This window comes from Sandaracinobacter neustonicus (genome assembly GCF_006385875.1).
In the GTDB taxonomy this organism is placed as follows: domain Bacteria; phylum Pseudomonadota; class Alphaproteobacteria; order Sphingomonadales; family Sphingomonadaceae; genus Sandaracinobacteroides; species Sandaracinobacteroides neustonicus.
The window spans coordinates 1-26,625 of the sequence record NZ_VFSU01000012.1; the positions used below are offsets into that span (position 1 = coordinate 1).

General features: G+C 62.8%; 30 protein-coding genes and 1 pseudogene. 11 read left to right on the plus strand and 20 right to left on the minus strand.

What is annotated here, in order from left to right:
* Positions 1-520: pseudogene (locus FJQ54_RS04005) on the minus strand (transposase); the annotation flags it as partial.
* 100 nt (positions 521-620) lie between these two features.
* Between FJQ54_RS04005 and FJQ54_RS17410 the strand changes: the two are divergent.
* Positions 621-764 carry a hypothetical protein gene (locus tag FJQ54_RS17410; protein WP_181159965.1) on the plus strand — a complete coding sequence of 48 codons (144 nt, stop codon included), beginning with the start codon at positions 621-623 and terminating at the stop codon, positions 762-764.
* Between the two features lie 44 nt (positions 765-808).
* Positions 809-1,330 carry a hypothetical protein gene (locus FJQ54_RS04010; RefSeq protein ID WP_207790355.1) on the plus strand — a complete coding sequence of 174 codons (522 nt, stop codon included), beginning with the start codon at positions 809-811 and terminating at the stop codon, positions 1,328-1,330.
* A gap of 318 nt (positions 1,331-1,648) precedes the next feature.
* Here FJQ54_RS04010 and FJQ54_RS04015 read toward each other — a convergent pair whose 3' ends face one another.
* From FJQ54_RS04015 to hemE, 7 genes are all read right to left on the minus strand, one after another.
* A complete protein-coding gene (locus tag FJQ54_RS04015) occupies positions 1,649-2,266 on the minus strand; it encodes a cell wall hydrolase (RefSeq protein ID WP_181159966.1) in 618 nt (205 codons plus the stop codon).
* A gap of 244 nt (positions 2,267-2,510) precedes the next feature.
* A complete protein-coding gene (locus FJQ54_RS04020) occupies positions 2,511-2,846 on the minus strand; it encodes a DUF1491 family protein (protein ID WP_181159967.1) in 336 nt (111 codons plus the stop codon).
* Entirely contained in the window at positions 2,833-3,285 is a 453-nt protein-coding gene (locus FJQ54_RS04025; protein ID WP_140927147.1) for a PaaI family thioesterase, read from the minus strand. The genes FJQ54_RS04020 and FJQ54_RS04025 overlap by 14 nt, the downstream gene beginning before the upstream one ends.
* Positions 3,282-3,743: a PTS sugar transporter subunit IIA gene (locus FJQ54_RS04030; protein WP_140927149.1), complete on the minus strand. Its 462-nt coding sequence runs from the start codon at positions 3,741-3,743 to the stop codon at positions 3,282-3,284. Before FJQ54_RS04030 ends, FJQ54_RS04025 begins: the two co-directional genes overlap by 4 nt.
* 67 nt (positions 3,744-3,810) lie before the next feature.
* The gene (hpf, locus tag FJQ54_RS04035) at positions 3,811-4,389 is read right to left on the minus strand and encodes a ribosome hibernation-promoting factor, HPF/YfiA family (protein WP_140927151.1); all 579 of its coding nucleotides are present in this window, start codon (positions 4,387-4,389) and stop codon (positions 3,811-3,813) included.
* Between the two features lie 25 nt (positions 4,390-4,414).
* Positions 4,415-5,095 (minus strand): DNA polymerase III subunit epsilon, encoded by a 681-nt coding sequence (gene dnaQ, locus FJQ54_RS04040; protein WP_268920557.1) that lies wholly within the window; start codon positions 5,093-5,095, stop codon positions 4,415-4,417.
* A 573-nt stretch (positions 5,096-5,668) separates the two neighbouring features.
* Positions 5,669-6,694, minus strand: coding sequence for a uroporphyrinogen decarboxylase (gene hemE, locus FJQ54_RS04045; RefSeq protein WP_140927154.1), 1,026 nt, complete (start codon positions 6,692-6,694; stop codon positions 5,669-5,671).
* Positions 6,695-7,061: 367 nt separating this feature from the next.
* Here hemE and FJQ54_RS04050 point away from each other — a divergent pair, with 367 nt between their 5' ends.
* The 7 genes from FJQ54_RS04050 to FJQ54_RS04080 all read left to right on the plus strand — a co-directional run bounded on the left by FJQ54_RS04050 (position 7,062) and on the right by FJQ54_RS04080 (position 13,499).
* A complete protein-coding gene (locus tag FJQ54_RS04050) occupies positions 7,062-7,895 on the plus strand; it encodes a pyruvate, water dikinase regulatory protein (protein WP_140927155.1) in 834 nt (277 codons plus the stop codon).
* 426 nt (positions 7,896-8,321) lie between these two features.
* Positions 8,322-8,870 carry a Maf family protein gene (locus FJQ54_RS04055; RefSeq protein ID WP_235890307.1) on the plus strand — a complete coding sequence of 183 codons (549 nt, stop codon included), beginning with the start codon at positions 8,322-8,324 and terminating at the stop codon, positions 8,868-8,870.
* Positions 8,867-9,739 (plus strand): shikimate dehydrogenase, encoded by an 873-nt coding sequence (gene aroE / locus FJQ54_RS04060; protein ID WP_140927157.1) that lies wholly within the window; start codon positions 8,867-8,869, stop codon positions 9,737-9,739. The genes FJQ54_RS04055 and aroE overlap by 4 nt, the downstream gene beginning before the upstream one ends.
* Positions 9,736-10,338: a dephospho-CoA kinase gene (gene coaE, locus FJQ54_RS04065; RefSeq protein WP_140927158.1), complete on the plus strand. Its 603-nt coding sequence runs from the start codon at positions 9,736-9,738 to the stop codon at positions 10,336-10,338. The genes aroE and coaE overlap by 4 nt, the downstream gene beginning before the upstream one ends.
* Before the next feature lie 33 nt (positions 10,339-10,371).
* Positions 10,372-10,740 carry a SpoIIAA family protein gene (locus FJQ54_RS04070; protein ID WP_140927159.1) on the plus strand — a complete coding sequence of 123 codons (369 nt, stop codon included), beginning with the start codon at positions 10,372-10,374 and terminating at the stop codon, positions 10,738-10,740.
* A 683-nt stretch (positions 10,741-11,423) separates the two neighbouring features.
* The gene (locus FJQ54_RS04075) at positions 11,424-12,668 is read left to right on the plus strand and encodes a dipeptidase (RefSeq protein ID WP_140927160.1); all 1,245 of its coding nucleotides are present in this window, start codon (positions 11,424-11,426) and stop codon (positions 12,666-12,668) included.
* A 159-nt stretch (positions 12,669-12,827) separates the two neighbouring features.
* Positions 12,828-13,499 (plus strand): class I SAM-dependent methyltransferase, encoded by a 672-nt coding sequence (locus FJQ54_RS04080; RefSeq protein WP_235890308.1) that lies wholly within the window; start codon positions 12,828-12,830, stop codon positions 13,497-13,499.
* 469 nt (positions 13,500-13,968) lie between these two features.
* On the opposite strand, the gene FJQ54_RS04085 is transcribed toward FJQ54_RS04080, so the two are convergent.
* From FJQ54_RS04085 to FJQ54_RS04135, 11 genes are all read right to left on the minus strand, one after another.
* Complete coding sequence (locus FJQ54_RS04085) at positions 13,969-14,829, minus strand: ParB/RepB/Spo0J family partition protein (protein WP_140927162.1); 861 nt, start codon at positions 14,827-14,829, stop codon at positions 13,969-13,971.
* 49 nt (positions 14,830-14,878) lie between these two features.
* Positions 14,879-15,646 (minus strand): ParA family protein, encoded by a 768-nt coding sequence (locus FJQ54_RS04090; protein WP_140927163.1) that lies wholly within the window; start codon positions 15,644-15,646, stop codon positions 14,879-14,881.
* Entirely contained in the window at positions 15,646-16,254 is a 609-nt protein-coding gene (gene rsmG / locus FJQ54_RS04095; RefSeq protein ID WP_140927164.1) for a 16S rRNA (guanine(527)-N(7))-methyltransferase RsmG, read from the minus strand. The genes FJQ54_RS04090 and rsmG overlap by 1 nt, the downstream gene beginning before the upstream one ends.
* A gap of 90 nt (positions 16,255-16,344) precedes the next feature.
* The gene (mnmG, locus tag FJQ54_RS04100) at positions 16,345-18,168 is read right to left on the minus strand and encodes a tRNA uridine-5-carboxymethylaminomethyl(34) synthesis enzyme MnmG (RefSeq protein ID WP_207790356.1); all 1,824 of its coding nucleotides are present in this window, start codon (positions 18,166-18,168) and stop codon (positions 16,345-16,347) included.
* A 184-nt stretch (positions 18,169-18,352) separates the two neighbouring features.
* Positions 18,353-19,633, minus strand: a complete 1,281-nt coding sequence (gene mnmE, locus FJQ54_RS04105; protein WP_140927166.1) for a tRNA uridine-5-carboxymethylaminomethyl(34) synthesis GTPase MnmE — start codon at positions 19,631-19,633, stop codon at positions 18,353-18,355.
* A 45-nt stretch (positions 19,634-19,678) separates the two neighbouring features.
* Positions 19,679-22,024, minus strand: a complete 2,346-nt coding sequence (locus FJQ54_RS04110; protein WP_140927167.1) for a protein kinase domain-containing protein — start codon at positions 22,022-22,024, stop codon at positions 19,679-19,681.
* Positions 22,017-22,574, minus strand: coding sequence for an ECF-type sigma factor (locus FJQ54_RS04115; RefSeq protein ID WP_140927168.1), 558 nt, complete (start codon positions 22,572-22,574; stop codon positions 22,017-22,019). Before FJQ54_RS04115 ends, FJQ54_RS04110 begins: the two co-directional genes overlap by 8 nt.
* A 115-nt stretch (positions 22,575-22,689) precedes the next feature.
* Positions 22,690-22,965 carry a DUF6489 family protein gene (locus FJQ54_RS04120; protein ID WP_140927169.1) on the minus strand — a complete coding sequence of 92 codons (276 nt, stop codon included), beginning with the start codon at positions 22,963-22,965 and terminating at the stop codon, positions 22,690-22,692.
* A 26-nt stretch (positions 22,966-22,991) separates the two neighbouring features.
* Positions 22,992-23,483 (minus strand): DUF2721 domain-containing protein, encoded by a 492-nt coding sequence (locus tag FJQ54_RS04125; RefSeq protein ID WP_140927170.1) that lies wholly within the window; start codon positions 23,481-23,483, stop codon positions 22,992-22,994.
* 59 nt (positions 23,484-23,542) lie between these two features.
* The gene (locus FJQ54_RS04130; RefSeq protein ID WP_140927171.1) at positions 23,543-23,860 is read right to left on the minus strand and encodes a TraR/DksA family transcriptional regulator; all 318 of its coding nucleotides are present in this window, start codon (positions 23,858-23,860) and stop codon (positions 23,543-23,545) included.
* Positions 23,861-23,870: 10 nt separating this feature from the next.
* Positions 23,871-24,119 carry a YdcH family protein gene (locus FJQ54_RS04135; RefSeq protein ID WP_140927172.1) on the minus strand — a complete coding sequence of 83 codons (249 nt, stop codon included), beginning with the start codon at positions 24,117-24,119 and terminating at the stop codon, positions 23,871-23,873.
* Between the two features lie 288 nt (positions 24,120-24,407).
* Between FJQ54_RS04135 and FJQ54_RS04140 the strand changes: the two genes are divergently transcribed.
* The gene (locus FJQ54_RS04140; protein ID WP_140927173.1) at positions 24,408-24,755 is read left to right on the plus strand and encodes a UrcA family protein; all 348 of its coding nucleotides are present in this window, start codon (positions 24,408-24,410) and stop codon (positions 24,753-24,755) included.
* Between the two features lie 434 nt (positions 24,756-25,189).
* On the plus strand, positions 25,190-25,468 hold the full coding sequence (locus FJQ54_RS04145) for a GNAT family N-acetyltransferase (RefSeq protein ID WP_181159968.1): 279 nt from the start codon (positions 25,190-25,192) through the stop codon (positions 25,466-25,468).
* 76 nt (positions 25,469-25,544) lie between these two features.
* On the opposite strand, the gene FJQ54_RS04150 is transcribed toward FJQ54_RS04145, so the two are convergent.
* Complete coding sequence (locus FJQ54_RS04150) at positions 25,545-26,588, minus strand: DUF4238 domain-containing protein (RefSeq protein WP_140927174.1); 1,044 nt, start codon at positions 26,586-26,588, stop codon at positions 25,545-25,547.
* Positions 26,589-26,625 lie beyond the last annotated feature (37 nt).

Consider the following 26,625-nt stretch of genomic DNA (forward strand, 5'->3'; position numbering starts at 1 on the left):
CCTTCAAGGTAGCGGTCATACCAGCGATAGAACGTCCGGCGGGCGATACCGAGCTTGTCCAGCGTGCGTTTGGCGGGCAGGTGCGACTGCTCGACGATCCGGATGATCTCGAGTTTTTCGGATGCGGGATACCTCATTCGTCGTCGCCCCCATCCGCGATCATGCTTTTTTTCAGCAGACGGTTTTCGAGTGTCAGGTCGGCCACGCATTCCTTCAAGGCCCGGGCCTCGCGGCGCAGGTCCTGCACCTCGCCGGTGGTCGCGGCACGAGCGGTGTCGCCGGCCAGGCGGCGCTTGCCAGCTTCCATGAACTCCTTCGACCAGGTGTAGTACAGGCTCTGCGCGATGCCTTCCTTGCGGCACAGCTCGGCAATGCTGTCCTCGCCGCGTAGCCCATCGAGCACGATGCGGATCTTGTCCTCCGCCGAGAAATGGCGACGCGTCTGCCGCCGAATGTCCTTCACCACCCGCTCAGCAGGGGCCTTGGTCGGCGATTTTTTCAAGGAGGGTTGGGCCTTCATCTTCGTTCCTTCGTCACTACGACGAAGCCCCAACCCTCCTTAAATCACAACCTCAAATCTGTGCCATTGGTGCTGACGGCGGACAATGTCTACAAATCGAATGAGCGCATCAATTTCAGATTCTGAAAATTTCAATCAACCGGAGATAAAGATAAACATGATTGATTTTAGAATATTATGGGAAGATGAAATTTTAGAAAATGAAAATGCAATGGATCGTGAAAAAGGTGAGATGAAATTTTAGAAATTTCCGAATTGTCGATTCAAAATTATAAATAAATCTGTAATTTGGAAGATATTGTGAAAATTTCAATTTTGTCGATAGCTATTTCAGGATTTGTTGCGATCTCAGTGGTAGCTTTATCCGCATTCGCCTTAGGAAAGAACTCTGGTACGTCGCTGAAAGATGGTCCGAATATCGATATAAAGTATGCCGATGCGACCTCAAATATCGCTCACCGGAATCTCGTAGGTATTTGGGGGGTAGCTAACGAACGTTGCGCATCGGACTTTGTGATTGTGTATTCTGCAGATGGAAGATTTGCCAGCGGCGATGGTCGAGAGGGCATTGAGGGGAAGTGGAAAATAGATGGAAGAATCATAACTCACAACAGAACAATAAAATACAACATAGATGATGATGAATTGAATATGATTATAAACAAGAATCCAAATATGTATGTTTATACAATAATCAATTTATCTGAAAATGAACTTACCATTGACAGCGATGGTGAAAAATTTGACCTAATCAAATGCCATGATGGTAATTACACATTTCAGGATGGTGGCAGCTTCAAAGAGGGTTGATCCGCGCTGAGCACGTGGTCATCCGACCACATTCCAGACGCTATCACTATACCCCCCCCCTTGCAGGGGGAGAGGGCTGCGGTGCGCCGCAGGCAATCTAAGTGGATCACACGCACGGCACTGGGCATTAAGGCGCAGCGCCAATTTTGAGGGTGCAGGGAAATCATTTCCCTGCCCGCCGGAGGCAAAAAACCGCAAGGCCGCGTTTCAAGGTCAAAGCCCTGACAGCGCGGCGCGCAAAACCCGCCCCCGGGCCACACAGAAACGGGGCCGGAACCTGATGGTTCCAGCCCTGCCTCCATTCCCGTCCCTCGGGGTTTACCGGTAGAAGACGTGTTGCCCGACGGTTGCCACGCGGCGCAGTTTCCAGCCGGGGCTGACGCGGGTTGCGTGGAAGTGGGTCGCGTCTGGCACGATTTCGTGCCAGCTGTCAGACAGGGCGATGAGGGCGATGGCCTTGGCGGTTGCCCATTGCGCCATGTTGGTGGCGGTGGGGATGGTGCCGCCGCGCACGAAGCTGAATTGCTTGGGGGCCTTCACCACGCCGCAGACGCCCGCGCCGAAGCGGCCGGATTCCACGCGGTTCATGATGACTTGCGCCACGGCCAGCTGGCCATCCAGCGGTTCGCCCTTGGATTCGAAGTAGACCGCCGAGGCGAGGCACTTCAGCTCTGCGGACATTTCCGGTTCGCCGGAGTTGCGCACTTCGCTCACCAACTGGGTCAGCGTGCCGGCTTCCGGCATCACAAGCCCCAGATTGGGTTCGGCGAATTCGTGGGATTCATCCACCATCTCCACCGTGGGCACATGGAATGCCTCTGCGGGAGCGGTCGGGATATCGTTCAGAAAAGCAATGTCGCCGTTGGGCGCTTCGCCCGCGGCCAGAAGAAAGACAGCAGCGGCGGAAATGCCGGCCACCCGGAACTTGTTGCGCATTAAAGACTCGGTACCCGCGGTTCCTGGGGCTGCGGGCCAAGAGCAGAGGGCCTGAAAAAACGAAGCCATCCGGTGTTGGAACCCGCGCGAACCGCGCTTGATAAGCCAGCCATTCTGCCCGGAATGGCCGGTGCCCTGCCGGGCCCCATCCTTCCGGAGGAACCCAGACCGGCCGACCCTTCTATGGGGTATCACGGGCCCGTCACAGTGCACGGGCCGCCCGTCGTTCATATGGGCGAAAGGGTCAACGCCCGGCGGGGAATCCCGGGACGAAGCGTTCTGGTGCAGCGATATCCAGTTCAAGAACCCACAGATCGGGGTCGAATCGCCTCTGTTTGTTAACGAATTCGGAAACCGGCTGTTCGCCCTCCGCCGCCAGCCGCCAATTGTCGGCTCCGCTCAGGCTCGGCAGCTTCTCATAGGCCCCCACGAAGGGGCCATGGCGGTGCACCAGCAGCAGCGCCGCGCCCCATAGGCTGCCCTTGTGCAAAACGGTTGCGAAACCGCCCGCGCCCTGCACCTGCCGCACCAGCGCGGGCACCTGCGTGCTGGCGGGAAGCCGGTGTTCAGGCAGGTCCATCGCTGTAACCCGGCAGATCCGCCAGCAGGATGCGGGATCGCATGAAGGTGCCCTGCCCGCGCGCCACTTCCTCGCCATCGGCATCCAGCAGGCGGCTTTCGGCGATGATCACCCGCCGCGTGCCGCTGACCCAGCGGCCCACCGCGCGCAACGCCTCTGCCTTCACCGGCCGCGTCAGGAACAGGTTGAACTGGGTGGTGAGCACGAACTGCTCCTCCACCATGGAGTTGGCGGCATAGAAAGCGGCGTCATCCAGCATCTTGAAATAGATGGTGCCATGTGCCGCGCCTGCGGCGTGGAACATATCCGGCGTGATTTCGAAGCGGATTTCCGCCTTCCCCGCCTCTGGAATGGTCAGGCGGGAGCGGAAGATCTGGTTCACCGGCGCTTGGGCATAGAGCCGTTCCAGCCCGCGCAGATGGTCCGGACCAATGTTCATGCCGCCCGCCGCTGCGGCCCGGCCAGCAGCGTCCACAGCGCCCCCGGCTCCACCGCGCCGCGCATCTTCGCCACCAGCTGCTTGTCCCGCAGTGTGCGGCTGACGAGCGCGAGGCTCTTCAGATGATCCGCCCCGGCTTCTTCAGGGCCGATCAGCACCACCACAAGGTCCACCGGCAGGCCGTCCAGCGCATGCCAGTCCAGCGGATGTGCCGTGCGCACCACGGCGGCGGCCATGCCGCGCAAGCCCGCCACCCGGCCATGGGGAATGGCGCTGCCGCCCCCGAACCCGGTGGTGCCCAGCCGCTCCCGCTCTGCAAGGGCCGCCGATATCGCTTCTTCCGTTATGCCCGTCGCCGTGGCCAGCATGGCCGCGGCCCGGTCGAACACCGCCTTCGGCGTCGTGGCGTGAACATCCAGCGCCACAGCCGAAGGGGCCAGCAAATCCCGAAATTCCATTGATCCTGTCCGTCGATCCTGTCTGTTCAATCGCCGCCCGCCCATACACGACGGGCAGTCGTTCCGATCAGCTTCTCGGCTCGACCCAGCCGATATTCCCGTCTTCCCGGCGATAGACCATGTTCAGATCACCCGTGCGGCTGTTCTTGAACAGCAGCGCGGTGGTGTTGCGCAGATCCAGCATCATCACCGCGTCGGACACGCTGGCATCAGGAATGTCCACCCGCGTTTCGGCGATGGTCAGCGGCGCATCCGGGGCCTCGACCTCGTCCGCTGCAGCCTCGAAAATGCGATACTCAGCATTGTCCGGCACGTCCGCCAGCGGCAGTTCCGCGAGAGAGAGGCCGCCCGTCTTGTCTTTCAGGCGGCGCATGTAGCGGCGCAGCTGCTTCTCGATCTTGTCCGCCGCGCCATCGAACGCGGTGTTAGCCAGCGCCGCCCGGTTCGATCCCTTCAGCACCACGCCCTGCATCACATGCATCACGATGTCGCACTGGAAACTGTCATGCGGGCCAGGGCTGAGCGTGACCGTCGCGCCGATGGAGCGCTTGAAATAGGTCTCCCTTATGGTCTGCATGCGTTCATCCACATGCACCCGGAAAGCCTGCCCCGTTTCCACCTGGTGGCCCGCAACCCGGATGTCCATCGTCTCTCTCCTCTTTCTCTCCCGCTCAGCTGTGCTTCAGCCAGAGCGGCTCCTTCATCCTGCCCACGAAATCGGCATGCGCTTCCAGTTCCGCAAGGGGAACGGCCCATTGCCGCCGGGGCCAGACCTTCGTCGGCCCATCCACCTGAACCTCCGCTGTCACGGCCAGATCAAAGCCGATCTGCCGCCCGCCCGTCAGCTCCACATACACGTCAGCCAGCAGCTCGGCGTCGATCAGCGCGCCGTGCAGCACGCGGTGAGACCGGTCGATCCCGAAACGCTGGCACAAGGCATCCAGCGAATGTTTCGCGCCGGGAAAGCGCTTGCGGGCCAGCTCCAGCGTGTCCACCACCAGCGCATTGCCGATCGCGCCCCGGCCACACAGTTCCAGTTCGTAATTCAAAAAGCGCATGTCGAACGCGGCATTGTGCGCGATCAGCGTGGCCCCCTCGATAAACGTCAGAATCTCGGCCGCCACCGCCGCGAAACGCGGCTTATCCGCCAGAAAATCCTCTGACAGGCCATGCACAGCCTGCGCTTCAGCCGGCATCGAACGGCCCGGGTTCACATACAGATGCAGATGACGCCCCGTGGGCACCCGCTCAAACAGCTCGATCCCGGCGAATTCCACAAGCCGGTGCCCATCCCTTGGGTCCAGACCCGTCGTCTCGGTATCGAACACGATCTCGCGCATTTTCCGACTTATCCGCGCGTTTGGGCAGGGCTGCAAGGGGTATCCGGGGGGTGATGGGCGCTGAGGCCGGGTTGTCAGCCCCGGCGGTTGTGAAACGAAGGGGCTCTGCCCCTTCACCCCGGCAGGGGCGTGACGCCCCTGCACCCCCTGAGTTTTTTAGCCCCTCCTCTTCAGGGGAGGGGTTGGGGTGGGGGCCATCCGCTGGGCGCGAGGTTGGAGGTTTATGGCCTGCGGCGCTTTGGGGCTTGTCCCGCGCTCTCCACCCGTCACCCCGGACTTGATCCGGGGTCCAGCTGTTCTTCTCCAACCTTGCGGGCAAGAAAGCTGGACCCCGGATCAAGTCCGGGATGACGTTGTGGGGGTGGAGAGGATAGTGGATCAGGCCCACCGTTGCTCCCCTCTCTCCATCTCTCTCCCCAACGGGGAGAGAGAGCTGCGTAGCGCCGCAGGCAATCGAATCTGATCACACGCACGAAGCTGCAGTTGAAGCGCGACGTGAATTTCGAGGGTGCAGGGAAATCATTTCCCTGCCGGGTCCGGGCAGAGCCCGGCCGCCGGAGGCAGATCAACGCCGCGTTACGTCCCCTACCCCCGCAACTCCGCCAACAGCTGCTCCACATGCGCGATGGGTGTGAAGCGGTCGATCCCGTGCCCCAGATTCAGGATATGCGGCCGCCCGGCCATCGCTTCCAGACACCCGGCCATCGCGCGGGACAGCGGCTCTCCACCCGCTTTCAGGGCCATCGGGTCCAGATTGCCTTGCAGCGGCAGCGTGTCGGGCGTGTTGGCGAGGATGAAGTGGAGGTCGGTGGATTCGTCGATGGCGAGTGCGGAAACTCTGGTTTCGCGGGCGTAGGCGGGGGCTTTTTCGGCGGCGCCTCGGGGGAAGCCGATGATCGGAGTTTGTGGGTGCCGGGCGCGCAGTTGGTCCACCAGCCGGGCGGTGGGGGCGATCACCCAGCGTTCGAACTCCGTTGGTGCGAGGCTGCCGGACCAGCTGTCGAACAGCATCAGCGCGTCGGCCCCGGCTTCAATCTGGCCTGAGAGATAGTGCAGCGTTTCGGCTTCGATGCGGCTGATCAGCGCCTGAAAACGCGCCGGGTCGGCATAGGCCATCAACCGGGCGTCGGCCTGATCCTTCGAGCCTTGCCCGGCGACCATGTAGGTGGCGACGGTGTAGGGCGAGCCGGCGAAACCGAACAACGCCTTGTCCGGTGCCAACCGGCTGCGGACTTTGCGCACCGTTTCCCAGATCGCGTCATAATGGTGGCGGGCGGGGGCCAGCGACGCGAGGTCCGCCTCTTTCAGCGGCGGGGCGAGCCTTGGCCCCTCGCCTTCGGCGAAGCTGAGATCCTGCCCGATGGCGTGCGGCACGATCAGGATATCGGAAAACAGGATCGCGACATCGAAGCCGAAGCGGCGGATGGGCTGCAGGGTGATTTCAGCCGCCGCCTCGCTGTCATAGCAGAGCTTCAGGAAGCTGCCCTTTTCCGCGCGGAGTTCGCGATATTCCGGCAGGTATCGCCCCGCCTGCCGCATCAGCCAGACGGGTGGGGGGGAGAGGGCCTGCCCGTTCAGGACGGCGAGGGCGCGGGGGATTTCCGGGTTCATTCGCTCGTCTCTATCGGCGGCTTCTCGCCCACGCAAACGGCCCGGTCCCCTTCAATTCAAAGACTCTTTAATGAATGGATTGTTTCAGAAGTAGGGCGGTGAATCATGGGGATGGAATCTTGTCCACAGGGCGCTCCACAATCCGGGGGCTTCGCAACCGGCTAAGACTCTTCACGGATTCCGGGTTGTGCAGCGGCTGTGGAAAATGCGTCGGCCCCCGTCCACAAACGGATAACAGGGCCTGAACCCGTCTGATGCAATCGGCGGCATATCCGCTTGACGGGGAAACGGGCCACCATTCATCGATTCCTTCCCAGATTCGCCGGGTTTTTCCGGTGGATTGTCCACAGGCGCTGGGGCAGGAGGAATGGGTGAGGAAAATGTGACACGGCTCCACCTGCATCTGGTTTCAGACTCCACCGGCGAAACGCTGGAAAGCTTGGTGAAAGCCGGGCTGGCGCAGTTCGCCGATGTCGACGCCGTGAAACATTATTGGCCGATGGTCCGCTCCGAAGGTCATCTGGATCGCGTGCTGGACGAAGTCTCCCGCACCCCCGGGCTCGTGCTCTACACATTGGTCGCCCGAAATGTGCGCGCCCGGCTGGAAACCCGCTGCGCCGCGCTGGGCCTGCCGGTCATCGCCGTGATGGACCCGGTGATCGAAGGCCTGGAACGCATGCTGGGCACCCGCGCGGAAAGCCGCCCCGGCGGCCAGCACCGCATGGACGAAGCCTATTTCGGCCGCATCGAAGCCATCCACTGGACAATGGAGCATGACGACGGCCTGCTGCCGCACGAATGGGAAGACGCAGACCTTGTGCTCGCAGGAGTCTCCCGCAGCTCCAAAACTCCCACCTCCGTCTATCTCGCCAACCGGGGCTACAAGGTAGCGAACATCCCGCTGGTGCCCAACCGCCCCATCCCGCCGGAACTGTTCGAACTGAAAAAGCCCCTGATCGTCGGCCTCACCGTCGCCCCCGAACGGCTGATGCAAGTCCGCCGCGCCCGCATCCTGGGCCACGACACCGCCGGGATCTCCGCGAAATACGCAGACCCGGACGCCGTCGCCGACGAACTCAACAGCGCCCGCCGCATGTTCGCAGACCGGGGATGGCCAGTGATCGACGTAACCCGCCGAAGCATCGAGGAAACGGCGGCGGAGCTGATGAACCTGCTGGGGATGCGGCGTGAGGTGGGGTGAGCCGGTGGGCGTGGCGGCTGAGGATTCCGTCCATGGAACTCTCTCTTTTTGGTTTTTTGCCTCCGGCGGGCAGGGAAATGATTTCCCTGCACCCTCTAACTTTGCGTTGCGCTTGAACTCCAACGCCGTGCGGATGATCCGCTTTGATTGCCTGCGGCGCACCGAAGGCTCTCTCGCCCCGTTGGGGGGAGAGATGGAGAGGGGGGAGCAACGCTGGGCTAAGTCAACCCCTGTAACCACACGTAAAACCGAAAGCGCCGCAGGCAGAAAACCAAACCAGCACCCGCAACCCCAACACCAAATCCACAACACCAATTCAGAGGGTGCAGGGAAATCATTTCCCTGCCGGGTGCAGGGCAGAGCCCTGCCCGCCGGAGGCAAAACCGCATGATCATCCTAGCCAGCGAAAGCGCCTCCAGAAAAGCCATGCTAACCGCAGCAGGCGTGAAGTTCGAAGCCGTCCCGGCAAGGATAGACGAAGCGGCGATAACCGAGGCGATGCGCGGCAGCCCGGTCCGCGATGTGGCGGATCGGCTGGCGGAGATGAAGGCGCTGAAGCTGAGCCGGTCGCGCCCCGGTCTCATGGTGCTGGGCAGCGATTCCATGCTGGAGCTGGAGCGCGGGGTGTGGCTGGAGAAGCCGGGGACTCTGGACGGGTTGCGGGCGCAGCTCAGGCTTCTGCGTGGGCGGGTGCATCGGCTGGTGAGCGCGGCGATGGTCGCGCAGGACGGTCAGCCCTTGTGGCGGCATGTGGAGGTGGCGACGCTGACGGTGCGGGACTTCAGCGAGGATTGGCTGGAGGATTATGTGGCGGCGTGCGGAGAACAGGTGCTGTCCAGCGTCGGCGGCTATCATCTGGAGGGGCTGGGGGCGCAACTGTTCACGCGGATCGAGGGTGACCAGTTCGTGGTGCGGGGATTGCCCTTGCTGGCGGTGCTGGGGTGGCTGCGCGAAGCCGGGGAGTTGCGGATTTGAAGCGGGCAGAGGTGATCGGCGACCCGATCGCGCAATCGAAATCGCCGTTGATTCACGGCTTCTGGCTCTCGGCGCTGGGGCTGGAGGGAGAGTATCGTGCCACACATATGCGCACGGATGACCTGCCCACTTTCTTCGCGGAACGGCGGGCGCAGCCCGATTGGGCGGGCTGCAATGTCACGATGCCGCACAAGGAAGCGGTGATTCCATTTCTGGACCGGCTCGATCCGCTGGCGGAAAAGCTGCGCGCGGTGAACACGATCGTCCGCACCGGCGGCGGCGAACTTCTGGGTTTCAACACCGATGTCGCGGGTGTGGCGGAGCCGCTGAAGCGCCATCTCATTGGCGGCTATCCCGGCCATGTCGCGACTTATGCGCAGATCATCGGCGCGGGCGGCGCGGCGCGGGCGGCGGTGTTGGGGGCGATCGAGGCCGGATATCGGGATTTCGACATCTTCAACCGCTCCCCGGCGCGGGCCGATGCGCTGGCCGAACTGGCGGGCGCGCCATTCGGAACCGGCAATTCGCTGGAGGCGCTGGGGCCGATCCGAAACCCGAACGAGGGCGAGGCGGTTCAACGCTATAGCCATATTCTGATCAACGCGACCGGCATGGGGATGGGCGGCGCAAACCCGGTCCCCATCGACCTGTCGGCTTATTATCCGGACACGATCGTGTTCGACATGGTCTATGCCCCGCTGGAAACGCCGCTTCTGGCGCAGGCGCGCGCGCTGGGCTTGCGCACCATCGACGGGCTGGAGATGCTGGTGGGGCAGGCGGCCGTGGCGTTCGAGCATTTCTTCGGCGTAAAACCCCCGCGCGAGCGTGACGCGGAACTGCGCGCCCTGCTGACGGGAGGACAGGCATGAAACGGCCGGTTGTGATCGGGCTGACGGGCTCCATCGGCATGGGAAAATCCAAGGTCGCCTCCAAATTCCGCCATCTGGGCGTGCCGGTGTTCGATGCCGATGCGGCGGTGCGGCAGGTGCAGGGGCCGGGCGGCGTGGCGTTGCCCGCGATCGAGGCCGCCTTCCCCGGCACCACCGGCAAGGCAGGCGTGGACAGGGCGAAGCTGGGCGCGGCGGTGTTCGGGAAGCCTAAGGAATTGAAGCGGCTGGAACGCATCGTCCACCCGGCCGTGGGCAAGCTGCAGCAGGCCTTCCGCCGCAAATATCGCAGCCGCCGCGCCATCGTGCTGGATATCCCGCTGCTGCTGGAAGGCGAAGGCTGGAAGCATGTGGACATGATCGCCGTCGCGTCGGCCCCCTTCCATGTGCAGCGCGCCCGCGTGCTGGCCCGGCCGGGGATGACAGAGGCGAAATTCCGCAACGTGCTGCAACATCAGATGCCGGATTCGGAAAAACGGCGAATTGCCGATATCGTGATCGAAACCGGGCGCGGACGGCTGCTGACCTTCCGCACCGTGCAGGCAATCGCCCGAGTCGCAAAAGGGCACAAAGGCGGCTGATAGCAGGCGCAACGTTCCGGGGAGGACGGCGGAATGTATGAGCGGATCGAAACATCACCCGGCACCATCGGCATCCGGCTGGGCGAAACGCTGACCATAGACGAAATCAACCAGCTCTACGCCGACGCAGCCGAGGCGCTCACCAGCCACGAAAGGCTGAACTACTTTGTAGACGCCCGCGCATGGTCCCACGCCGGGCTGCAAGCCGGGCTTCACAGCCTGAAAATGCGCCTCGCCCACCTCGACTGGTTCCACCGCTTCGAACGCGTCGCCGTGGTGACAGACAGCGTCCTGCTGGGCGGATCGGTGAAACTGCTGGACCTGTTGACCCCAATGATGGACGTCCGCGCCTTCTCACCCGCCGACGTCGAGGCGGGCTTGCGCTGGTGCGAGGGCGGGTAGGAGGAGGCTTTGCCTCCGGCGGGCAGGGAAATCATTTCCCTGCACCCTCAACATTGGCGTCGCGCGACAACTTCAGCGCCGCTTGAGTGATCCACTTTACTTGCCTGCGACGCTACGTGTCTCTCTCCCCCTGCAAGGGGGAGAGTTGGAGAGGGGGTGTCAGCGGTTGGCCTAATCCACTGACATCATAGAAGCGCACCGAAAAGCGCCGAAGGCTATAACGGACTTACCACCACCCAAACCGCCGCACCGGATCAAAGTTGGGGGGCCACGTGGGGAGAACGCAGGACACTCTCCAAAGCGCCGCAGGCACCTAATTCCCAACCTCACGCCAAGCGGAGAACCCCCACAAAATCCCTCACCTGCATAGGAGGGGTTAAAAACTTCCGGGGGTGCAGGGGCGTCAGGCCCCTGCCGGGGTGAAGGGGCAGAGCCCCTTCGTTCAAAGCGCCACCTTCCAAGAAGTCACCACAAAGAGACATCGAAGAACCACCCGCAATCCCCACCCCAGCCCAACCCAGAATCCGCCCCCATCGCCCACCTTCCATCCAGCCAAATTCCCCCACAATCCGAGTCCACTACCCCCCGGATTCCACACGTCCCCTAAACCCCAACCCGCTTCAATCGCCGTCTCAACGCGAAGCTCGCTTGACCTCGCTTGTTCGCCGTCCCATCAACGGGTCATGCGCAGCTTCATCCTTGCCGGAACCGCCCTGTTCGCCGCCGCCTGTGCCCAGGCCCAGCCCGCGAACCCCACCGATACAGACGCCCGTGTGGAGGCGGTGCTGAAGGCAGCCCCCGTCGCCGATGGCCACAACGATTGGCCCTATGCGCTGCGTTTGGCCTACGGTCTGGAGGGCGCGAAGACGGCCGATCTCGAAAAGCCGGTCACGGTCGTCTCCACCAGCGCGTTTGCCACCGGGGAGCCGACGGTGGGCCACACCTCCATCCCGTGGATCCGCAAGGGACATCTGGGTTACCAGCTCTGGTCGGTTTACGTGCCCGCAAGCCTTTCGCCTGACGAAGCCGTAAAGCAGACGTTCGAGCAGATCGGCATTGCCAAAAGCTTTGCCCAGCGCCGGCCGGACGTGTTCGCCAATGTGCTGACGGCGGATGAAGCCGTGAAGGCCGTGAAGGCGGGCAAGCTGGCGGGGATCGTCGCGATCGAGGGGGCCAATCAGGTCAACGACGATATCGAAACGCTGCGCAAGGCCCATGCACAGGGCGTCCGCTCGATGACGCTGGCGCACAGCAAAAACACCCGCCTGTTCGACAGCGCGACCGACACCCCGCTGCACAACGGCATCGCCAAAGAGGCCCCGGCCTTCATCGCCGAGATGAACCGGCTGGGCGTCCTCGTGGACCTGTCGCATGTCTCGCCGGCCGTGATGAATCAGGTGCTGGATATCACCAAGGCCCCGGTGATCTTCTCGCACAGCTCTGCCCGTGCGCTGGCGGACGTGCCGCGCAACGTGCCGGATGATGTGCTGAAGCGCATGCCTGCCAACGGCGGCATCGTCATGGTCACCTTCGTGCCGCAGTTCATCAACCCGGCCCGTATCGAATGGCAGGCCCGGCGCGACGCCGCCGCCAAGGCCGCAGGCCCCGATTCGGCCGAAGCGATGAAGGCGTGGGACGCCGCCAATCCGCGCCCCGTCACCACGCTGGCGATGGTCGCGGATCATGTCGAGCATGTCGCCAAGGTCGCCGGATATGATCATGTTGGCCTCGGCGGAGATTTCGATGGCGTGCCAGACCTGCCCGAGGGCCTTGAAAGCGTCGCCAAATATCCGGCGCTGTTCGCGGAACTGGCCCGGCGCGGCTGGTCGGACGCAAATCTGAAGAAGCTGTCGAGCGAGAATTTCCTCCGCGTCCTGCGCGCGAACGAAAAGGTCGCAAAACAGCTGTCCAAATCCGCCACCCGCTGAGCACCCTCAGACAAAGGCGTCAGCTTCGGCCAACACCATTCGTCGAAAAGCGGCTTGACCTTTGGTTGCCCGGTCTCAACCTGTCAGGCCATGTGGCGCGCTGCTCTCCCCTTGCTCTTGCTTGGCGCCTGCGACAGCCCGCCGGTTGCGCAGAGCGTCATGCAATCCAGCCCAGGCACCGGGGAAATCCGCCCGGTCAAAGCGCCCATCGGCCCCGCCTTCCCCGCGCCGGACAGGCCCGTGGCCAGCATTGCCTCCGCCACATGGTCCGACGAAGACGCACGAGACAATGACGGCGAGGCCGAAGACGTAATCCGACGCCTCGGCATTCGCCCCGGCATGCACATCGCCGATATCGGCGCAGGCTCCGGCTATTACACCATCCGCCTCTCCCCCGTGGTCGGCCTAACGGGCAGGATCGTCGCCAACGACATCATCCCGGATTATCTCGCCCGCCTGCGCAAACGCAGCGCAGACAAGGGCCTCACCAACGTGGATTTCACCCTCGGAGACGCAGGCGACGCCAACCTCGCCAGCCAAAGCGTAGACCTCGCCCTCATGGCGCACATGTATCACGAAATCTCCGAGCCCTTCGCGCTGCTCTGGCGGCTGCAAGACGATCTGAAACCCGGCGGCCGCCTCGCCATCCTCGATTCAGATCGCCCGACGGCGCGCCACGGCACCCCGCCAGCGCTGCTCCGCTGCGAACTCGCCGCCGCGGGCTACCAACAGATCGCCTTCAACCGCCTCGAAAACGGCCGCTACCTCACCGTCTTCCAACCCACCTTCCGCCCGGACCCCGGCACCATCCGCCCCTGCAAGGCGAACTGAGCGGGCGTGGCGCTTAGAACGAAGGGGCTCTGCCCCTTCACCCCGGCAGGGGCGTGACGCCCCTGCACCCCCTTAGTTTTTTAGCCCCTCCTCCTTTAGGGGAGGGGTTGGGGGTGGGGGCCATCCGCTTGGCGCGAGGCTGGATTTCAATGCCTGCGGCGCTTCAGGCCTTAACGCCACCCCCTCACCCCGGACTTGATCCGGGGTCCAGCTTCTCTTCTCCAACGTGGCCAAAGACCAGCCTCGATCCCGGATCAAGTCCGGGATGACGCTGTGGTAGCGGAAATGCTGGTGGATCAACCCCGACATTGCCACCCCCCTTCCCCAACGGGGAGAGAGGCCCCGCGCCGCAGGTAATCAATCCAATACCCCCACAACGGCGGAGATCGGCCACAATGCAGATATCGAGAGTGCAGGGATTCATGTCCCTGCCAGGGGAGTTTGAGGGAGCAGCGCCCCCTCAAAAACCTCACCCCTGCAACCGGGCAATGATCGAATCCAACTGATCCAGATCGGAAAAGCGCAACGTCACAGTCCCCCGCTTCCCGCGCGCTTCGATCGCCACCTGCAGCCCAAGCGAGTCCGACAGTTGCGATTCCAGCGCATCCAGCTCCGGATCCCGGCGGCTTGAGGCTTGCGCCTTGGGGGCGGTAATCCCCTGGCTCCGGCGCGCCGCTTCTTCCGCCTGGCGAACAGTAAGTCCTTGTGCTGCAATATCTTTTGCCAGAGCGCTGGGGTCTTTCGCCTGCATCACCGCCTTGGCGTGGCCCAGCGTCAGCAGCCCCATTTTCACCAGCGTCTGCACATCGTCAGGCAAATCCAGCAGCCGCAGCAGGTTGGCGACATGGCTGCGCGCCTTACCAGTGACGGAGGCGACCATTTCCTGCGTATGCCCGAATTCGGCGATAAGGCGTTGATACCCCTGCGCTTCTTCAATCGGGTTCAGGTCCGTGCGCTGGACATTCTCGATAATGGCGGCTTCGAAGCCGTCGATATCGCTGAAGTTGCGGATCACAACCGGGATTTCATGCAGCCCGGCCATCTGGCTGGCGCGCCAGCGCCGTTCACCGGCGACGATTTCGTAGCGCCCCTCGGCCGAAGGGCGAACGAGGATGGGCTGGAGCACACCCTTTATACGGATGGAATCCGCCAGTTCGTTCAGCGCGATCTCGTCGAAGGTGCGCCGGGGCTGGCCCGGGTTCGGGCTGATCGAGGCGACTGGCAGCAGGCTTGCTGCCTTGCTGTCATTGGTCGCTACCGGCGGCGCGGACCCCATTTCTTCCAGAAGGGCGGACAGCCCGCGACCCAGTCCTGCACGTTTCACCGTCATATAACCCTCCACTGCGTCCCCCTTGTGGCTTTGAACTCTTACCAACATGTCAGGCCGCTTTCGCGGCCGCGCCGATCATTTCCCGCGCCAGCGCCATATAGGCCTCCGATCCCGGGCAACGAATATCGTAGAGCAACGCGGGCATGCCGTGGCTGGGCGCTTCGGACAGCCGCACGTTGCGCGGAATCATCGTTTCATACACCCGCGCACCCAGCGCCGCGCGCACATCCGCTGCGACGAGGTCAGACAGCCGGTTACGCCGGTCGTGCATGGTCAGCACCACGCCTTCGATATCCAGTCGGGGATTTTGCCGTGCGCGCACCTGCTCGATGGTTTTCAACAGCTGGGACAACCCCTCCATCGCGTAGAATTCCGTCTGCAACGGAATCATCACACCATCGGCCGCGACCAGCGCGTTCAGCGTCAACAGCGAGAGGGAGGGCGGGCAATCGATGAACAGCCAGTCACAGGCGGGCAACTTCTGGATCGCTGCCTTCAGCCGCCCGGCGGCGTTCGGCTGGCCAGACAGCTCGATTTCCGCTGCCGCCAGCCCTTCGACTGCGGGCACGAGGAACAGCCCCGGAACCAGCGTCTCCTGTGCCGCTTCCGCCGCCAGTTCAGGATCGAACAACAGGTCATAGCTGGAGGGGTTGCGCCGGTCGCGTGGAATGCCAAACCCAGTGGAGGCATTGCCTTGCGGATCGAAATCCAGAAGGGTCACGCGGTGCCCACTGGCCGCCAGCGCGGTGGCAAGATTGATGGCAGTGGTCGTCTTGCCGACCCCGCCCTTCTGGTTCGCGACTGCTATGGTTCGCATCAGAGCCTCTTCAGGTTTCGGGCGACGAGAATCCGGGCCTCGGGATCGGTCAGGCTCTCGTGGGTTTCAAGATCGAAGATGAAGCGCCCCTCGGCCTCGTCAACCTCTTCGGCCCAGCGGCGGCCTTTCAGGAAGACGAACTGCCCTCCCGGGCGGACATGGCGAATGGCCCAGTCGAACAGGGTGGCAAGCGGCGCGGCGGCGCGGGCGGTGGCGACGTCCACGCCCAGCGTCGGGAGTTGCTCAACCCGGCCGTTGATCACCGTGGCGGAATCGCGCAGAGCCAATTCGTCGCGTACAGCTTCCAGAAATCGGCACTTCTTGGCGATGGAATCGACCAGCACCATCTTGCCCCAATCCAGCGCGGCCAACACCATGCCGGGGAAGCCGCCGCCGGCCCCGATGTCGAGCCAGCTTTGCCCCTTGGGCACGAGGCGGGTGATCTGCGCGGAATCGGCAAAATGGCGGCCCCAGACATCGCCGAGAGTGGCGGGGCCGACGAGATTCATCCGTTCCTGCCACTCGATCAGCAGCGATTCGTAGCGCTCAAGCCGCTGAATTGTTCCACGTGGAACATTAAATTCAGCTTCGAACGTCTGGCGATCCATAATGTTCCACGTGGAACAATCGGGCGGCGGTGGAAAGCGCTATCTCCATCCATCCACAGCTTTTCGCAGCCGGAATGGACGGAAGGCCAATCAGGCGGCGGAAAGCTGCGTCTTGCGGATCCAGGCGAGCAGGGCGGTGATAGCCGCCGGAGTTACACCCCGCACGCGCGCAGCTTGCCCCAGCGTTTCCGGTTGCGCCTTCTGAAGACGCTCGGCCATTTCATTGGAAAGACCGGGGATGTCGCGAAAAATTGTTCCACGTGGAACAATCACAGCTTCATCCTGCCTAACGCGAGCCACTTCCTGTTCCTGACGATCCAGATAGACGGCGTATGAAGCGTCCGTCAGCACTGTCTCGACAACATTCGGTTCCGCAGAGAGTTGCGGCGCAGCGCGTTGCAGAACCGTCCAGTCGACACCCGGAAAACGCGCCCATTCCCACAGGCTTCGGGCGATTCCATCACCCTTTACTTCCGGGATCGCGGCGGCCGGAACACGCGTGTCTTTCAGCGCTGTTGTCAGCTGCTCAACCGCCGCCAGTCGGTCCGAGAAAATGGATGAGCGGCGGGTGCCAAGACATCCCAATTGCCGGGCAATCGGCGTCAGGCGCAGGTCGGCATTGTCGGCCCGAAGGCGAAGACGGAATTCCGCCCGGGAGGTGAACATGCGATAGGGTTCGGAAACGCCGTGCGTGACCAAATCGTCGACCATAACGCCAATATAGCTGGTCGCTCGGTCTGGCACCCAGTGTCGCCCAGTTGCATTCAGTCCCGCGACCAGCCCCTGTGCTGCCGCCTCTTCATAGCCAGTCGTGCCGTTCACCTGCCCCGCCAGCCAGAGGCCGGGGAGGGCTTGCAACTGAAGCGTCGAATCCAGCGCGCGCGGATCGAGGTAATCATATTCGACCGCATAGCCCGGTTGGGCGATCCGGCAAGCCCCCAGTCCGGGTATTGAGTGGATAATCGCGGCTTGAACCAGTTCGGGAAGACTGGTGGATATGCCGTTGGGATAGATCAGTGGATCATCCAACCCTTCCGGTTCAAGGAAGATCTGGTGGCCGTCGCGGTCGCCGAACCGCATGACCTTGTCCTCGATGGAGGGGCAATAGCGCGGGCCGACACCTTCGATGCGTCCGGCGTACATCGGCGAGAGGCCGATATTGCCCCGGATCACGTCATGCGTCTGTTGCGTTGTGCGGGTGATATAGCAATCGACCTGCGGCACGTCCGAATGAGTCGTCAGGCTTGAAAAATAGGCAGGCTGGGCGTCCCCCGACTGCACTTCGAGATTGGCCCAGTCGATGGTTCGCCCGTCAAGCCGTGGTGGCGTGCCGGTCTTGAGGCGCCCCATCGGCAGCCCGAGAGCGCGGAGGCGCAGGGCGAGGCGGGACGCGCCCGCCTCACCAACACGGCCGCCAGCGATCTGGCGCTCGCCGATGTGCATCACGCCGCCGAGAAAGGTTCCACTCGTGAGTACAACAGCCCGAGCCGGGAGCGGACCTATACTTGTTTCAACGCCGGTGCAGCGTCCGTCTTCGACAAGAAGATCCGTGACTTCTGCCTCTACAATCTCCACGCCGGAGTCAGCGACGAGCGCGCGGACCGCGGCGGCGTAGCGCTTGCGATCAGCTTGCGCGCGCGGTCCCTGCACGGCTGCGCCCCGACTGCGGTTGAGAAGGCGGAACTGGATACCGGCCGCATCTGCGGCGCGGCCCATGATGCCGTCCATAGCGTCAATCTCGCGGACGAGATGGCCTTTGCCCAGCCCACCAATCGCCGGGTTGCAACTCATCTGGCCGATATTGTCGGCCGCGAAGGTCACCAGAGCAACGCGCGCGCCGGTTCGCGCAGCAGCGCAGGCCGCCTCGCAGCCGGCATGACCGCCGCCGATCACTATGACGTCATGGGATTTCACGCGCACCTCTTAGCGGAATGTTCCACGTGGAACAATCGGTCCTGGCCAGCGCGGTTCAGACCGGATATTTCGTTGAATGATGGGCAGCCAGCCTATTCAATTCACATGCATAATTCCAATTGTTCCACGTGGAACATTTTCGCGGCCCACAATGTTCCACGTGGAACAATCTGGGCCGATGCGTCTACTTTCCGATGCAAAAGCGGGAGAAAATCGCGCCCAGAATGACCTCTGGGCCGATCCTGCCAGACAGGCGTCCGAGGGCGTGAGCGGCGGCGCGCAGGTCTTCAGCGGTGAGAACAGGGTCGGCTTTGGATTGGGCTGACTTCAGCGCACCCAGCGCTTCCGCGATCAGATGCTGTTGGCGCGCTGTGGTGATGGCTGGGGGTTCGCCAGAGGGGATGTGATCTTCTGCCCATTCCGTCAGCCAGGCTTCCAGTTCCGCGAGTCCTGCTCCCGTTCTGGCGGAGAGATGGAGGCGTCCGCTGTGAAATCCCGGCGTTTCCCCGGTCTCGTCGATCCGATTGACGACATTGCCGCCGGGGGCGAGGTTCAGCACGAGGTCGGCGCTTTCGGCGCGGGCTATCGCTCGCGCGATTCCTTCGGCTTCGATCGGATCGCTCGTCTCGCGCAGGCCTGCCGTGTCCAGCAGGATTGCCGGGCGGCCGCCGAGATCGAGGTGGACTTCGATGACATCTCGCGTGGTTCCCGCGTGCGGCGTCACGATGGCAACATCCCGGCGGGCGAGGGCGTTGATCAGGCTGGACTTGCCTGCGTTCGGCGGGCCAGTCACGGCGATGGTAAGGCCATGGCGGATGCGCTCGCCAACAGGCGCGGAGTGGAGTGCGGCCTCCATGCTGTCGACGAGTCGTGTGAGTGGGCCGCCGCGCATCCGCTCAGCATAGACATTACTCGCTTCGACATCGCCTTCGTCGGAAAAGTCCAGCTGGGCTTCGATTTCGGCCATGATGCCGATCAACTGGTCGCGCCAGCTGTCGGCGAGGTCGCGCAGGCGGCCGCCTGCCTGCGCAAGCGCGGTTTCGCGTTGCAGTTCCGTTTCGGCCACGATCAGGTCTGACAAAGCTTCGACCTGCGTGAGATCGAGGCGGCCGGATTCAAAGGCGCGCCGGGTGAACTCCCCGGCTTCCGCCGGGCGCGCGCCCAGCGCAGAGAGCGCGGCCTGTACGGCGGCCACCACGGCCGGGCTGCCGTGGCAATGGAGTTCGGCACTGTCCTCTCCGGTGAAGCTGTTCGGGCCGGGGAAGATCAGCACCAATGCCTGATCCAGTGGTGCCTGATCGTGCGGGCGGCGCAGCGTGCGGAGCCGGGCTTCGCGGGTGGGCGGCAGGCGGCGGGAGCCGCTGATTTGGCGCACGATATCGAACACGCCTTCGCCGCTCAGGCGGATGACGGCGACTCCGGCGGGTGGCGGGCCGGAGGAGAGGGCGAAGATCGGAGCTGCCATGATGCACTGGCGTTTAGCGGCAAGGCTGTGGTGAGGGAAGCGAGGCTAAAGCGACTTGGGCCAGGCCGATCTGGGGGTGCCGCCTTCGCAGAAGTTGCGGATGTAATCGCGCGTTTCCGGCAGGGCGTTCTTCCGGTCCAGTTCGCTAAGATTGCCTTCGGCTTCCAGCGCGCGATAGCTGGCGAGCGTGTCGCGCCAGGCGCGGCAGGCGCCGGGGATATCGCCGAGATTGTAGAGGTTTCCTGCGCTGGTGCGCAGCGCGGCGGTACGGGAGCGGCGGGCTCCGGGGGCGTTGCCCGCCAGTTCCACCAGCCGGTCATGCGCGGCCAGCACTCGTGCTGTTGCAGCTTTGCTGGCGGCGGCGTCGCGGCGATCTGCGTGGACTTGCGCCAAAACTTCACCGGTAATGGCCTGCATCTGCAACGCGCCTGCATCATTTGTGTCCATCGCGGCCATCCGGTCGGCGTGGCGGACAGCTTCCTCGATGGCGGTGCGGGCTTGTGAATCCTGTTCGTTGGTGCGGTGGACGACGGCACTGTACCACAGCGAGACGGCGAGTTTGCGCAGCAGGGCCGGGTCTTCCGGCTTCTCGGCCAGCAGGCTGCGATTGATCGCCACGGCCTGATCCAGCGCGGCGCGGGCTTCCGGGGCCTGTTTCAGCTTGTGATGCGCTTCCGCCAGCAACCGGAGGTTGGCGGAACGGGCCGAGCGGACTTCTGGATCGGACTGGATTTGCGGCGGGAGGGCGGCAATCAGCGCTTCGGCGCGCTGATGTTGCGGGAGGGCGGCCGCGTAATCGTCGTTCCAGCCGAAGCTGTCGCCTTGCGCCTGAATGGCCGTGATGGCGAGAGCGGCGGCTTCTGCGTCTGCTCGGGTGAAGGCGGCGACGGCTTGTTCGGCTTCCGCGGCCTGCGCGCGGGCGGCATCTGCCTTGTTGTTGTTGTAGAGGTTGGTGCCCGCCTGTTCGAGCCTGAGCGTCGCGAAGGCAAGCGCAGTGCTGCGGTCCTGCGGGTCGGCGGCGAAGGCGGGGGCAAGCAGCGCCTCTGCGCGGCTTAGCAGGGCGTTGGCGTCTGCATAGCGGCCCAGCGATTGCTGCTGGCCGCCGCCGGTGACTTCGGCGAGGCGGACGAAGCCGCGTCCGGCTTCGGCGCGGACATCGGGCGGGGCGCTTTCCATGGCGGCGAGCGCCTCCAGATAAGAGATTGCCGTTTTCGCCAGTGTTTCCCGTGCCCTGGTTGCGCCTTGCACCTTGCTGACATCGTCATAGACGTCGAACAGCAGGGCGTTGGCGATGGCCCGCGTCTGTTCGAAGCGGGCTTCTGCCTCTGCCTCTGCGCGGCGAATCCGGGCGTTGGCGACGCTGACGGCGATCAGGCCGCCGACGAGGACGGCGAGGGCGAGGGCGCTGGCCGCAACGGCGATACGATTGCGGGCGGCGAATTTGCGCAGGCGATAGAGTTCGCCGCCGCTCATAGCTGCGACCGGCTGGCCGCTGCGCCACGCCGCGAGATCGGCGGCGAGTGCGGCTGCCGTGGGATAGGCCTGTTCGGCCGGGGCGGTGGCGCGGGCGATGATGGCGGCCAGTTCCGGTTCCGGTTCGGGGATGAGGCGCTTCAGCAGGCGGCCGAGGCCGACGATATCCGTTGCGGTGGTCGCGCCTTCCGCGTCGGCGGGGCGGGCGATGCCGAAATCGATCAGTTTCAGCGTGCCATCGGTTTGAACGAGCAGGTTCAGAGGCGTGATGTCGCGGTGGATCACCAGCCGGCCATGGGCGTAACTAATTGCGTTTGCGCCTGTTTCCACAAGTCGAACGCGCGCGGGCGTGTCCAGCGACTGCTGGTTGGCCCATTTGTCGACCGGCAGCCCCTCGATCAGCTCCATCACGATATAGGGGCTGCCGCTCTCCGTCTCTCCGCCGTCATACAGGCGGGCGATATTGGGGTGCTGCAGGGTGGCCAGCGTCTGGCGTTCGGCGCGGAAACGCTGGGTGAGCACGTCGGACAGGAGGCCGGGCTTGATGACCTTGATGGCGGTTTCGTGGGCGAAATCGCCGGTGTCGCGCGTGGCGCGATAGACTGCGCCCATGCCGCCCCGGCCGATCAGCGCCAGAATCCGGTATTGGCCGATGCGATCGGGAAGCTGACCGTCTCCGCCGATGCCGATGGCGGCTGCGCCGGTGCGCAGGGCCTGTGCGTTACCCGTTCCCATGGAGGCGATGCGGTCTGCCTCCAGCATGGATTCGAGCCGGGCGCGCACGTCGCTGTTGGCCGTGCGGTCTGCGATCCAGCGGGCGCGGCTGGTTTCGGGCACGTCCAGCAGTTCATCGAACAGGGCCAGCGCCTCGCGTTCGATAGGCAGGCGCGGGTCTTCGGGGTTGCCCGGCTCAACCATCGATCGGGTTTTCGACCGCGTCCTGCAACCATGCGCGCGCTGTTCGCCAGCGCCGCTTCAGCGTGGCCTCTGACAGGCCCGTCACCTGGGCGATGTCGCCCAGCGGCATCCCCCCGAAATAGCGCATTTCCACAAGCTCGGCCAATTGCATGTCGATCACCCCCAAGCGTCTCAGCGCAGTTTCGAGGGCAATCAGGTCAATCCGTTGTTCGCCGTCGATATCGGGGTTCAGTTCGACCTTGTAATGATGGCGCTTGTCCGCCCCCTTTTGTCGGGCGTGGTCGATCAGGATGTTGCGCATCAGTCGGGCGGCCAGCGCGATGACATGGGCGCGATCGGCGATGTCGATCCGGCCCATCTTCACCAGCCGCAGGATTGCATCGTTGATGAGATCGCCGGACGAGAAAGAGACATGGCGTTCGCGCCTCAGTTGGGCTGAGGCGATGGTGCGCAATTCCGGGTAGAGTAGCTCCACGAGCTGATCGCGTGCGGCCGTATCTCCGCCGCGCCATTCGCGGATCAGCGCGTCGACTTGCAGACGTGCGTCCATCGGCCCCCTTCCGACCTGAATCGGATGGCAGGTTATGAGCCGGTGGCGGTGGCTTCAAGAACGCAGAGGGGCGATTTCGCGGTGAACCATGAAGATTTTTACACCTTCGGTGGTTTTAACCCTTTTTCTCGTCCTTCTTGTCCGCCTTGGTGCCGGGCGGGGTCATCGCCGTCATCATCATCTTGCCCCAGGCTTCGATGCCCTCGTTCACGCCGGGGACGCCGCTCGTCCAGGTCTTGATCAGCTTCTGCCAGTCATCTGAGGAAGGGCCTTCGAAGGTGAGCGCCTTCATGCGTTCCACCCAGGCTTCGTGCAGCGGGGTGAGATCCGGCAGGCCGAGGAAGGCGCGGGCCTCTGCCGGGGTGGCTTCGATCTCGACTTCGAACTTCATCTCGTCTCTCCCTTCGGTTGCAGTGGTCAGCTCCGGAAGCTGATGTCGCCCGGCGGGCGGGGGGCCTGATAGATCAGTTCCGCGCGAACGCGGACGGTGCGGATGGAAATGCGGATTTCCAGCGCAAACATGAGGAGCGCGGCCATCAGCAGCAGGATGGCGAGGATGAACAGCACCGGCACCAGCTGGTCCGGGTGGAAGGGGCTGACAGCGGAGACGAACAGCACGGCGATCAGCGTGCAGATCGTCAGCGCCGAGGAGACGGAGAGGCCGACCGCACGATTGGCGAGCAGCATACGCCTGTCCAGGCTGGAAAGTTCGGAAATGATGAGGCTGCGCTCCACATCATCTTTCGGGTCTGTGGATTCCAGCTTGCGGGCGCGATCGATCACCCGGCCGAGTCGGGTGGTGATGGCCGACAGAAAGCCCCCGATCGCCGTGAGCAGGAACACCGGGGCGATTGCCAGCTGGATCGTCTGGGCCAGTGCCGGGATGTTTTCGTCGTTCAGCGGGAACATGCTGCAATGGCTGCGGTTTTGCGGACCCCGAGTCAAGAGTTGCCGGTTCCCGGCCGTGGTCAGGCGGCGCAACTGATGCACAGCGTGGCTGTGGGCTGCGCAGCAAGCCGCGCCGGGGCGATCTCTCCGCCGCAGCTGGCGCAGACGCCGTAGCTGCCATTGTCGATGCGTTGCAGGGCGGCGTTGATCGCGCGCGCTTCGGACAGGCGGACCTGTTCCAGCCCCTCGGCGGTTTCCAGTTCTTCCAGCTGGTTGGCCTGCTCGCTCCAGTCTGCGTCGAGCGGCTGGCCGCCTTCGGCTTCGAGCTTTTCCACTTCGGCGCCCAGCTCCTTCAGGCGGGCTTCCAGAGTGGCGCGGATTTCAGCTGTGCTGGTCATGATTGGTCCTTCAGGCGACGCGGGCAGCGGAGACGATGGCGGCGATCTCGTCGAGGATGGCGAGGCGTTCACGCGAAGTCGCTTCGGCGCGTTCGTCTGATGCCGGGTCTGCGCCGAGATCGATGGCGTGGACGGCGGCGTCCAGTTCATCGAGGCGGGTGGCGAGATGGCGGAAGTGGGCGTCTTCGGCCTTCAGGTTGCGAAGCAGGTCTGCGTCAGCCGGATAGATATCATGCAGGGATTGGGGAATGTGCGTCATCGGTAAGTCCTCCTTTTGGGGACGATGATGGGCGACAGGGGTGCGCCCGTCGTTGATCCCCGTCAAGCCAGAGCGTCGGATTGGCATGAGGGCAGAATGTTCATCGGGAAATCTACCGAATGTTGGGAATATGAACCAAAAATTTGTGAAACGTTCATCTGATGTTAAGCAGTCGCAACGGGTGGAATTTCATAACATATTGATATTACGAAAGTTCATCCAACCGATCACAGTTGGCACGGCGGATGCATTGCTGTTGGCATCTCTGGATCAACAGGAGCGGTTACGATGACGACGAACATGATGAACTCGGTGAAGAGCCTGGCGCTGGCACTTGTGGCTTCGGGCGTGATGCTTGGAATTGCAGCCGGCCCGGCAGCGGCTGGCACTGTGGCCGGCGGTGGCCGTGAAGCGCGGATCGAAGTTTCGAAATTCGACCTGACCCGCGCGGAAGGCCGCAAGGCGGTCGAAAGCCGGGTGGCTGCAATGGCCGGGCGGATGTGCGCAGAAGGCGGCGTGAACCTGACGGATCGCGCGGAAGCGGCCGAGTATCGGCTTTGCGTGGCGGATGCGGTGGCTTCGGCCCGCACGCAGATCGCGGCCATTCTGAGCCAGCAGGCGCTGGCCTCGCGTTAAGCAAAGTTTCGCGATTTCGCCGGGATTATCCCCTCTCTCTCCCGGCGGAAACACAAGGACGGCCCGGCGGACCCCCTCTCCGCCGGGCCGTCTGACGTTTGCATGCAACAGTGTGCCAGCAATTTTCGCGCCAAGTGGGAAAAGTTGCGACGAACGGTTGATCGGCGAATTGACAGGTGGCAGGCTGATTGCCAGTTGTTTGGGGCCGGATGCATTGTTGCGTACCCGCCTTATCCTGGCCTGTTCGGTTGCGTAATTGTTGCGTGCACAGGGTTTGACTGCCGGCGGTGGCAGGAAGCGGCGTCGCGGAGGTTGCGACGCCGCTTTGTTTTTGTGGCCCTGTTTTTGGGGCGGCGGGTTCGCCGGGCCGCCCGATTTTCCATGTCCGTCCGATTGGGCTGGCGGGACCGGCGGCCGGGTGGCAAGCTGGGGGCATGGAACAGCTTCGAGACGTGGGCAGTGGCGTGACCGACAATGTCGGCCGGAGCCGCTATGAGCTGGTGGTGGACGGCGTGACCGCCTTCGCCGAATATCGGCTGCTGGGCGACAGGATCGTCTTTCCGCACACGGTGGTGCCGCCGGAAATCGGCGGCCGAGGCGTGGGCGGGCGGCTGGTGAACGCGGCGCTGGATGATGCGGAGCGGCGGGGGTTGGCTGTGGTGGCCGAGTGTTCGTTTGTGGCGAAGGTGGTTGCGGCGAGGGCGAATCGCTAACCTGCGGGCTCTCCGCAGCGATGGTCGGCAGATGCTGAGTTTCGCTATGTTGGCCAGGAGATGGCACCCGGCTATCCTAGTCGGCGGCCATCGGAAGCATTGCTGCAATTCCCCGTCGCAGTTCCCTTTTCAGGAAATACTTGGCACCAGTCCCGATCGCTGGTGCGTATGAGACTGCATCCTGTAGGGTTGGGTGTGCGACGAAGTATTCACATGAGGCTGAGGCAATCGACATCAAAATGTCGTCGCCAATATCAAATCCACTCCCACGGAAGCCGACCGCCAAGCGTCTTCTTGAGAGAGGAAAGAAAACACTTCGGAGACTGTCATTGTCAATAAGCACCATTGGCATAAACTGACCGGATTCGTCCACGCCAACAACCGCACAATCTGGAAGAATTAAATCACTATTAGTCGTTACAATTTTCCATGAAAATGTTTCTAAGCATCTTATTCTATTAATAGGAACTGGATGATGCAAAAGTGCATCTAAATGACCGCTAGAAACAATATCATTAATAGGTAAAGTTTTAAATAGTTCTATTAATTTAACAATGTCTTGATGAATGCTTGAAAAATTTTCGTCGAGAAGGCGTCTGCACAATAGGTAAAAATCATGGCGTGAAATGCCGATATTTTTTAAAATATCGGATTTCGTGTCATAAACCTCGCTCACACGAATTTTTATCTCTGGTGGCAAGGGGTGAGTGTCCATCCCTATAAACCGCCTAGCGCCTGCCTCTGTACGGATCTCTGATATGATCTCGTCCATGAGTTCGCGTATTAAACGCGGAAATACATGGCGGATGGACGCGGATCGGATAGACAGATGCGCTGCAAGCTCGCAAATCTCTCGTGAATCGACTGATTCAGAGTTCGCTTCCGCTCTGGACGCCAAGTCAGAGAAATAACCCTCGCTGTTTGTAATATCTTTATCAATTTCTGCATGCTTTGGATCAGAGCTAGAATAGAAATGCCCTTCAAGTCCGACATTTTCTGTGCTCGATATGTAATTTCTTGTCAAACGGATCACCCTTACCTGAGTGACCTTTTTTGAGGCGGATTTTCCAAATCTCCTCAAAAGAAACTGTGGTAGGTAGTGCTGTCTTTTACCGGACATGAAACTCTACTCAAATTGAAGGGAAACTATAGTGGTA

Bases quoted from the DNA above. Each gene is read 5' to 3' on its own strand.
- FJQ54_RS04080 (WP_235890308.1), top strand. From the start codon at position 12,828: ATGCAATCCAGCCCAGGCACCGGGGAAATCCGCCCGGTCAAAGCGCCC.
- hpf (WP_140927151.1), bottom strand. From the start codon at position 4,389: ATGGACATCCGGGTTGCGGGCCACCAGGTGGAAACGGGGCAGGCTTTC.
- FJQ54_RS04135 (WP_140927172.1), bottom strand. From the start codon at position 24,119: ATGACGCACATTCCCCAATCCCTGCATGATATCTATCCGGCTGACGCA.
- FJQ54_RS04140 (WP_140927173.1), top strand. From the start codon at position 24,408: ATGACGACGAACATGATGAACTCGGTGAAGAGCCTGGCGCTGGCACTT.
- FJQ54_RS17410 (WP_181159965.1), top strand. From the start codon at position 621: ATGAGCGCATCAATTTCAGATTCTGAAAATTTCAATCAACCGGAGATA.
- mnmE (WP_140927166.1), bottom strand. From the start codon at position 19,633: ATGGCAGCTCCGATCTTCGCCCTCTCCTCCGGCCCGCCACCCGCCGGA.
- FJQ54_RS04070 (WP_140927159.1), top strand. From the start codon at position 10,372: ATGTATGAGCGGATCGAAACATCACCCGGCACCATCGGCATCCGGCTG.
- hemE (WP_140927154.1), bottom strand. From the start codon at position 6,694: ATGAACCCGGAAATCCCCCGCGCCCTCGCCGTCCTGAACGGGCAGGCC.
- FJQ54_RS04090 (WP_140927163.1), bottom strand. From the start codon at position 15,646: ATGCGAACCATAGCAGTCGCGAACCAGAAGGGCGGGGTCGGCAAGACG.
- FJQ54_RS04085 (WP_140927162.1), bottom strand. From the start codon at position 14,829: ATGACGGTGAAACGTGCAGGACTGGGTCGCGGGCTGTCCGCCCTTCTG.
- FJQ54_RS04130 (WP_140927171.1), bottom strand. From the start codon at position 23,860: ATGACCAGCACAGCTGAAATCCGCGCCACTCTGGAAGCCCGCCTGAAG.
- FJQ54_RS04050 (WP_140927155.1), top strand. From the start codon at position 7,062: ATGGGTGAGGAAAATGTGACACGGCTCCACCTGCATCTGGTTTCAGAC.
- FJQ54_RS04015 (WP_181159966.1), bottom strand. From the start codon at position 2,266: ATGCGCAACAAGTTCCGGGTGGCCGGCATTTCCGCCGCTGCTGTCTTT.
- FJQ54_RS04020 (WP_181159967.1), bottom strand. From the start codon at position 2,846: ATGGACCTGCCTGAACACCGGCTTCCCGCCAGCACGCAGGTGCCCGCG.
- FJQ54_RS04110 (WP_140927167.1), bottom strand. From the start codon at position 22,024: ATGGTTGAGCCGGGCAACCCCGAAGACCCGCGCCTGCCTATCGAACGC.
- FJQ54_RS04055 (WP_235890307.1), top strand. From the start codon at position 8,322: ATGCTAACCGCAGCAGGCGTGAAGTTCGAAGCCGTCCCGGCAAGGATA.
- FJQ54_RS04115 (WP_140927168.1), bottom strand. From the start codon at position 22,574: ATGGACGCACGTCTGCAAGTCGACGCGCTGATCCGCGAATGGCGCGGC.
- FJQ54_RS04075 (WP_140927160.1), top strand. From the start codon at position 11,424: ATGCGCAGCTTCATCCTTGCCGGAACCGCCCTGTTCGCCGCCGCCTGT.
- rsmG (WP_140927164.1), bottom strand. From the start codon at position 16,254: ATGGATCGCCAGACGTTCGAAGCTGAATTTAATGTTCCACGTGGAACA.
- FJQ54_RS04125 (WP_140927170.1), bottom strand. From the start codon at position 23,483: ATGTTCCCGCTGAACGACGAAAACATCCCGGCACTGGCCCAGACGATC.
- coaE (WP_140927158.1), top strand. From the start codon at position 9,736: ATGAAACGGCCGGTTGTGATCGGGCTGACGGGCTCCATCGGCATGGGA.
- FJQ54_RS04030 (WP_140927149.1), bottom strand. From the start codon at position 3,743: ATGGAATTTCGGGATTTGCTGGCCCCTTCGGCTGTGGCGCTGGATGTT.
- FJQ54_RS04025 (WP_140927147.1), bottom strand. From the start codon at position 3,285: ATGAACATTGGTCCGGACCATCTGCGCGGGCTGGAACGGCTCTATGCC.
- FJQ54_RS04145 (WP_181159968.1), top strand. From the start codon at position 25,190: ATGGAACAGCTTCGAGACGTGGGCAGTGGCGTGACCGACAATGTCGGC.
- FJQ54_RS04150 (WP_140927174.1), bottom strand. From the start codon at position 26,588: ATGTCCGGTAAAAGACAGCACTACCTACCACAGTTTCTTTTGAGGAGA.
- FJQ54_RS04120 (WP_140927169.1), bottom strand. From the start codon at position 22,965: ATGAAGTTCGAAGTCGAGATCGAAGCCACCCCGGCAGAGGCCCGCGCC.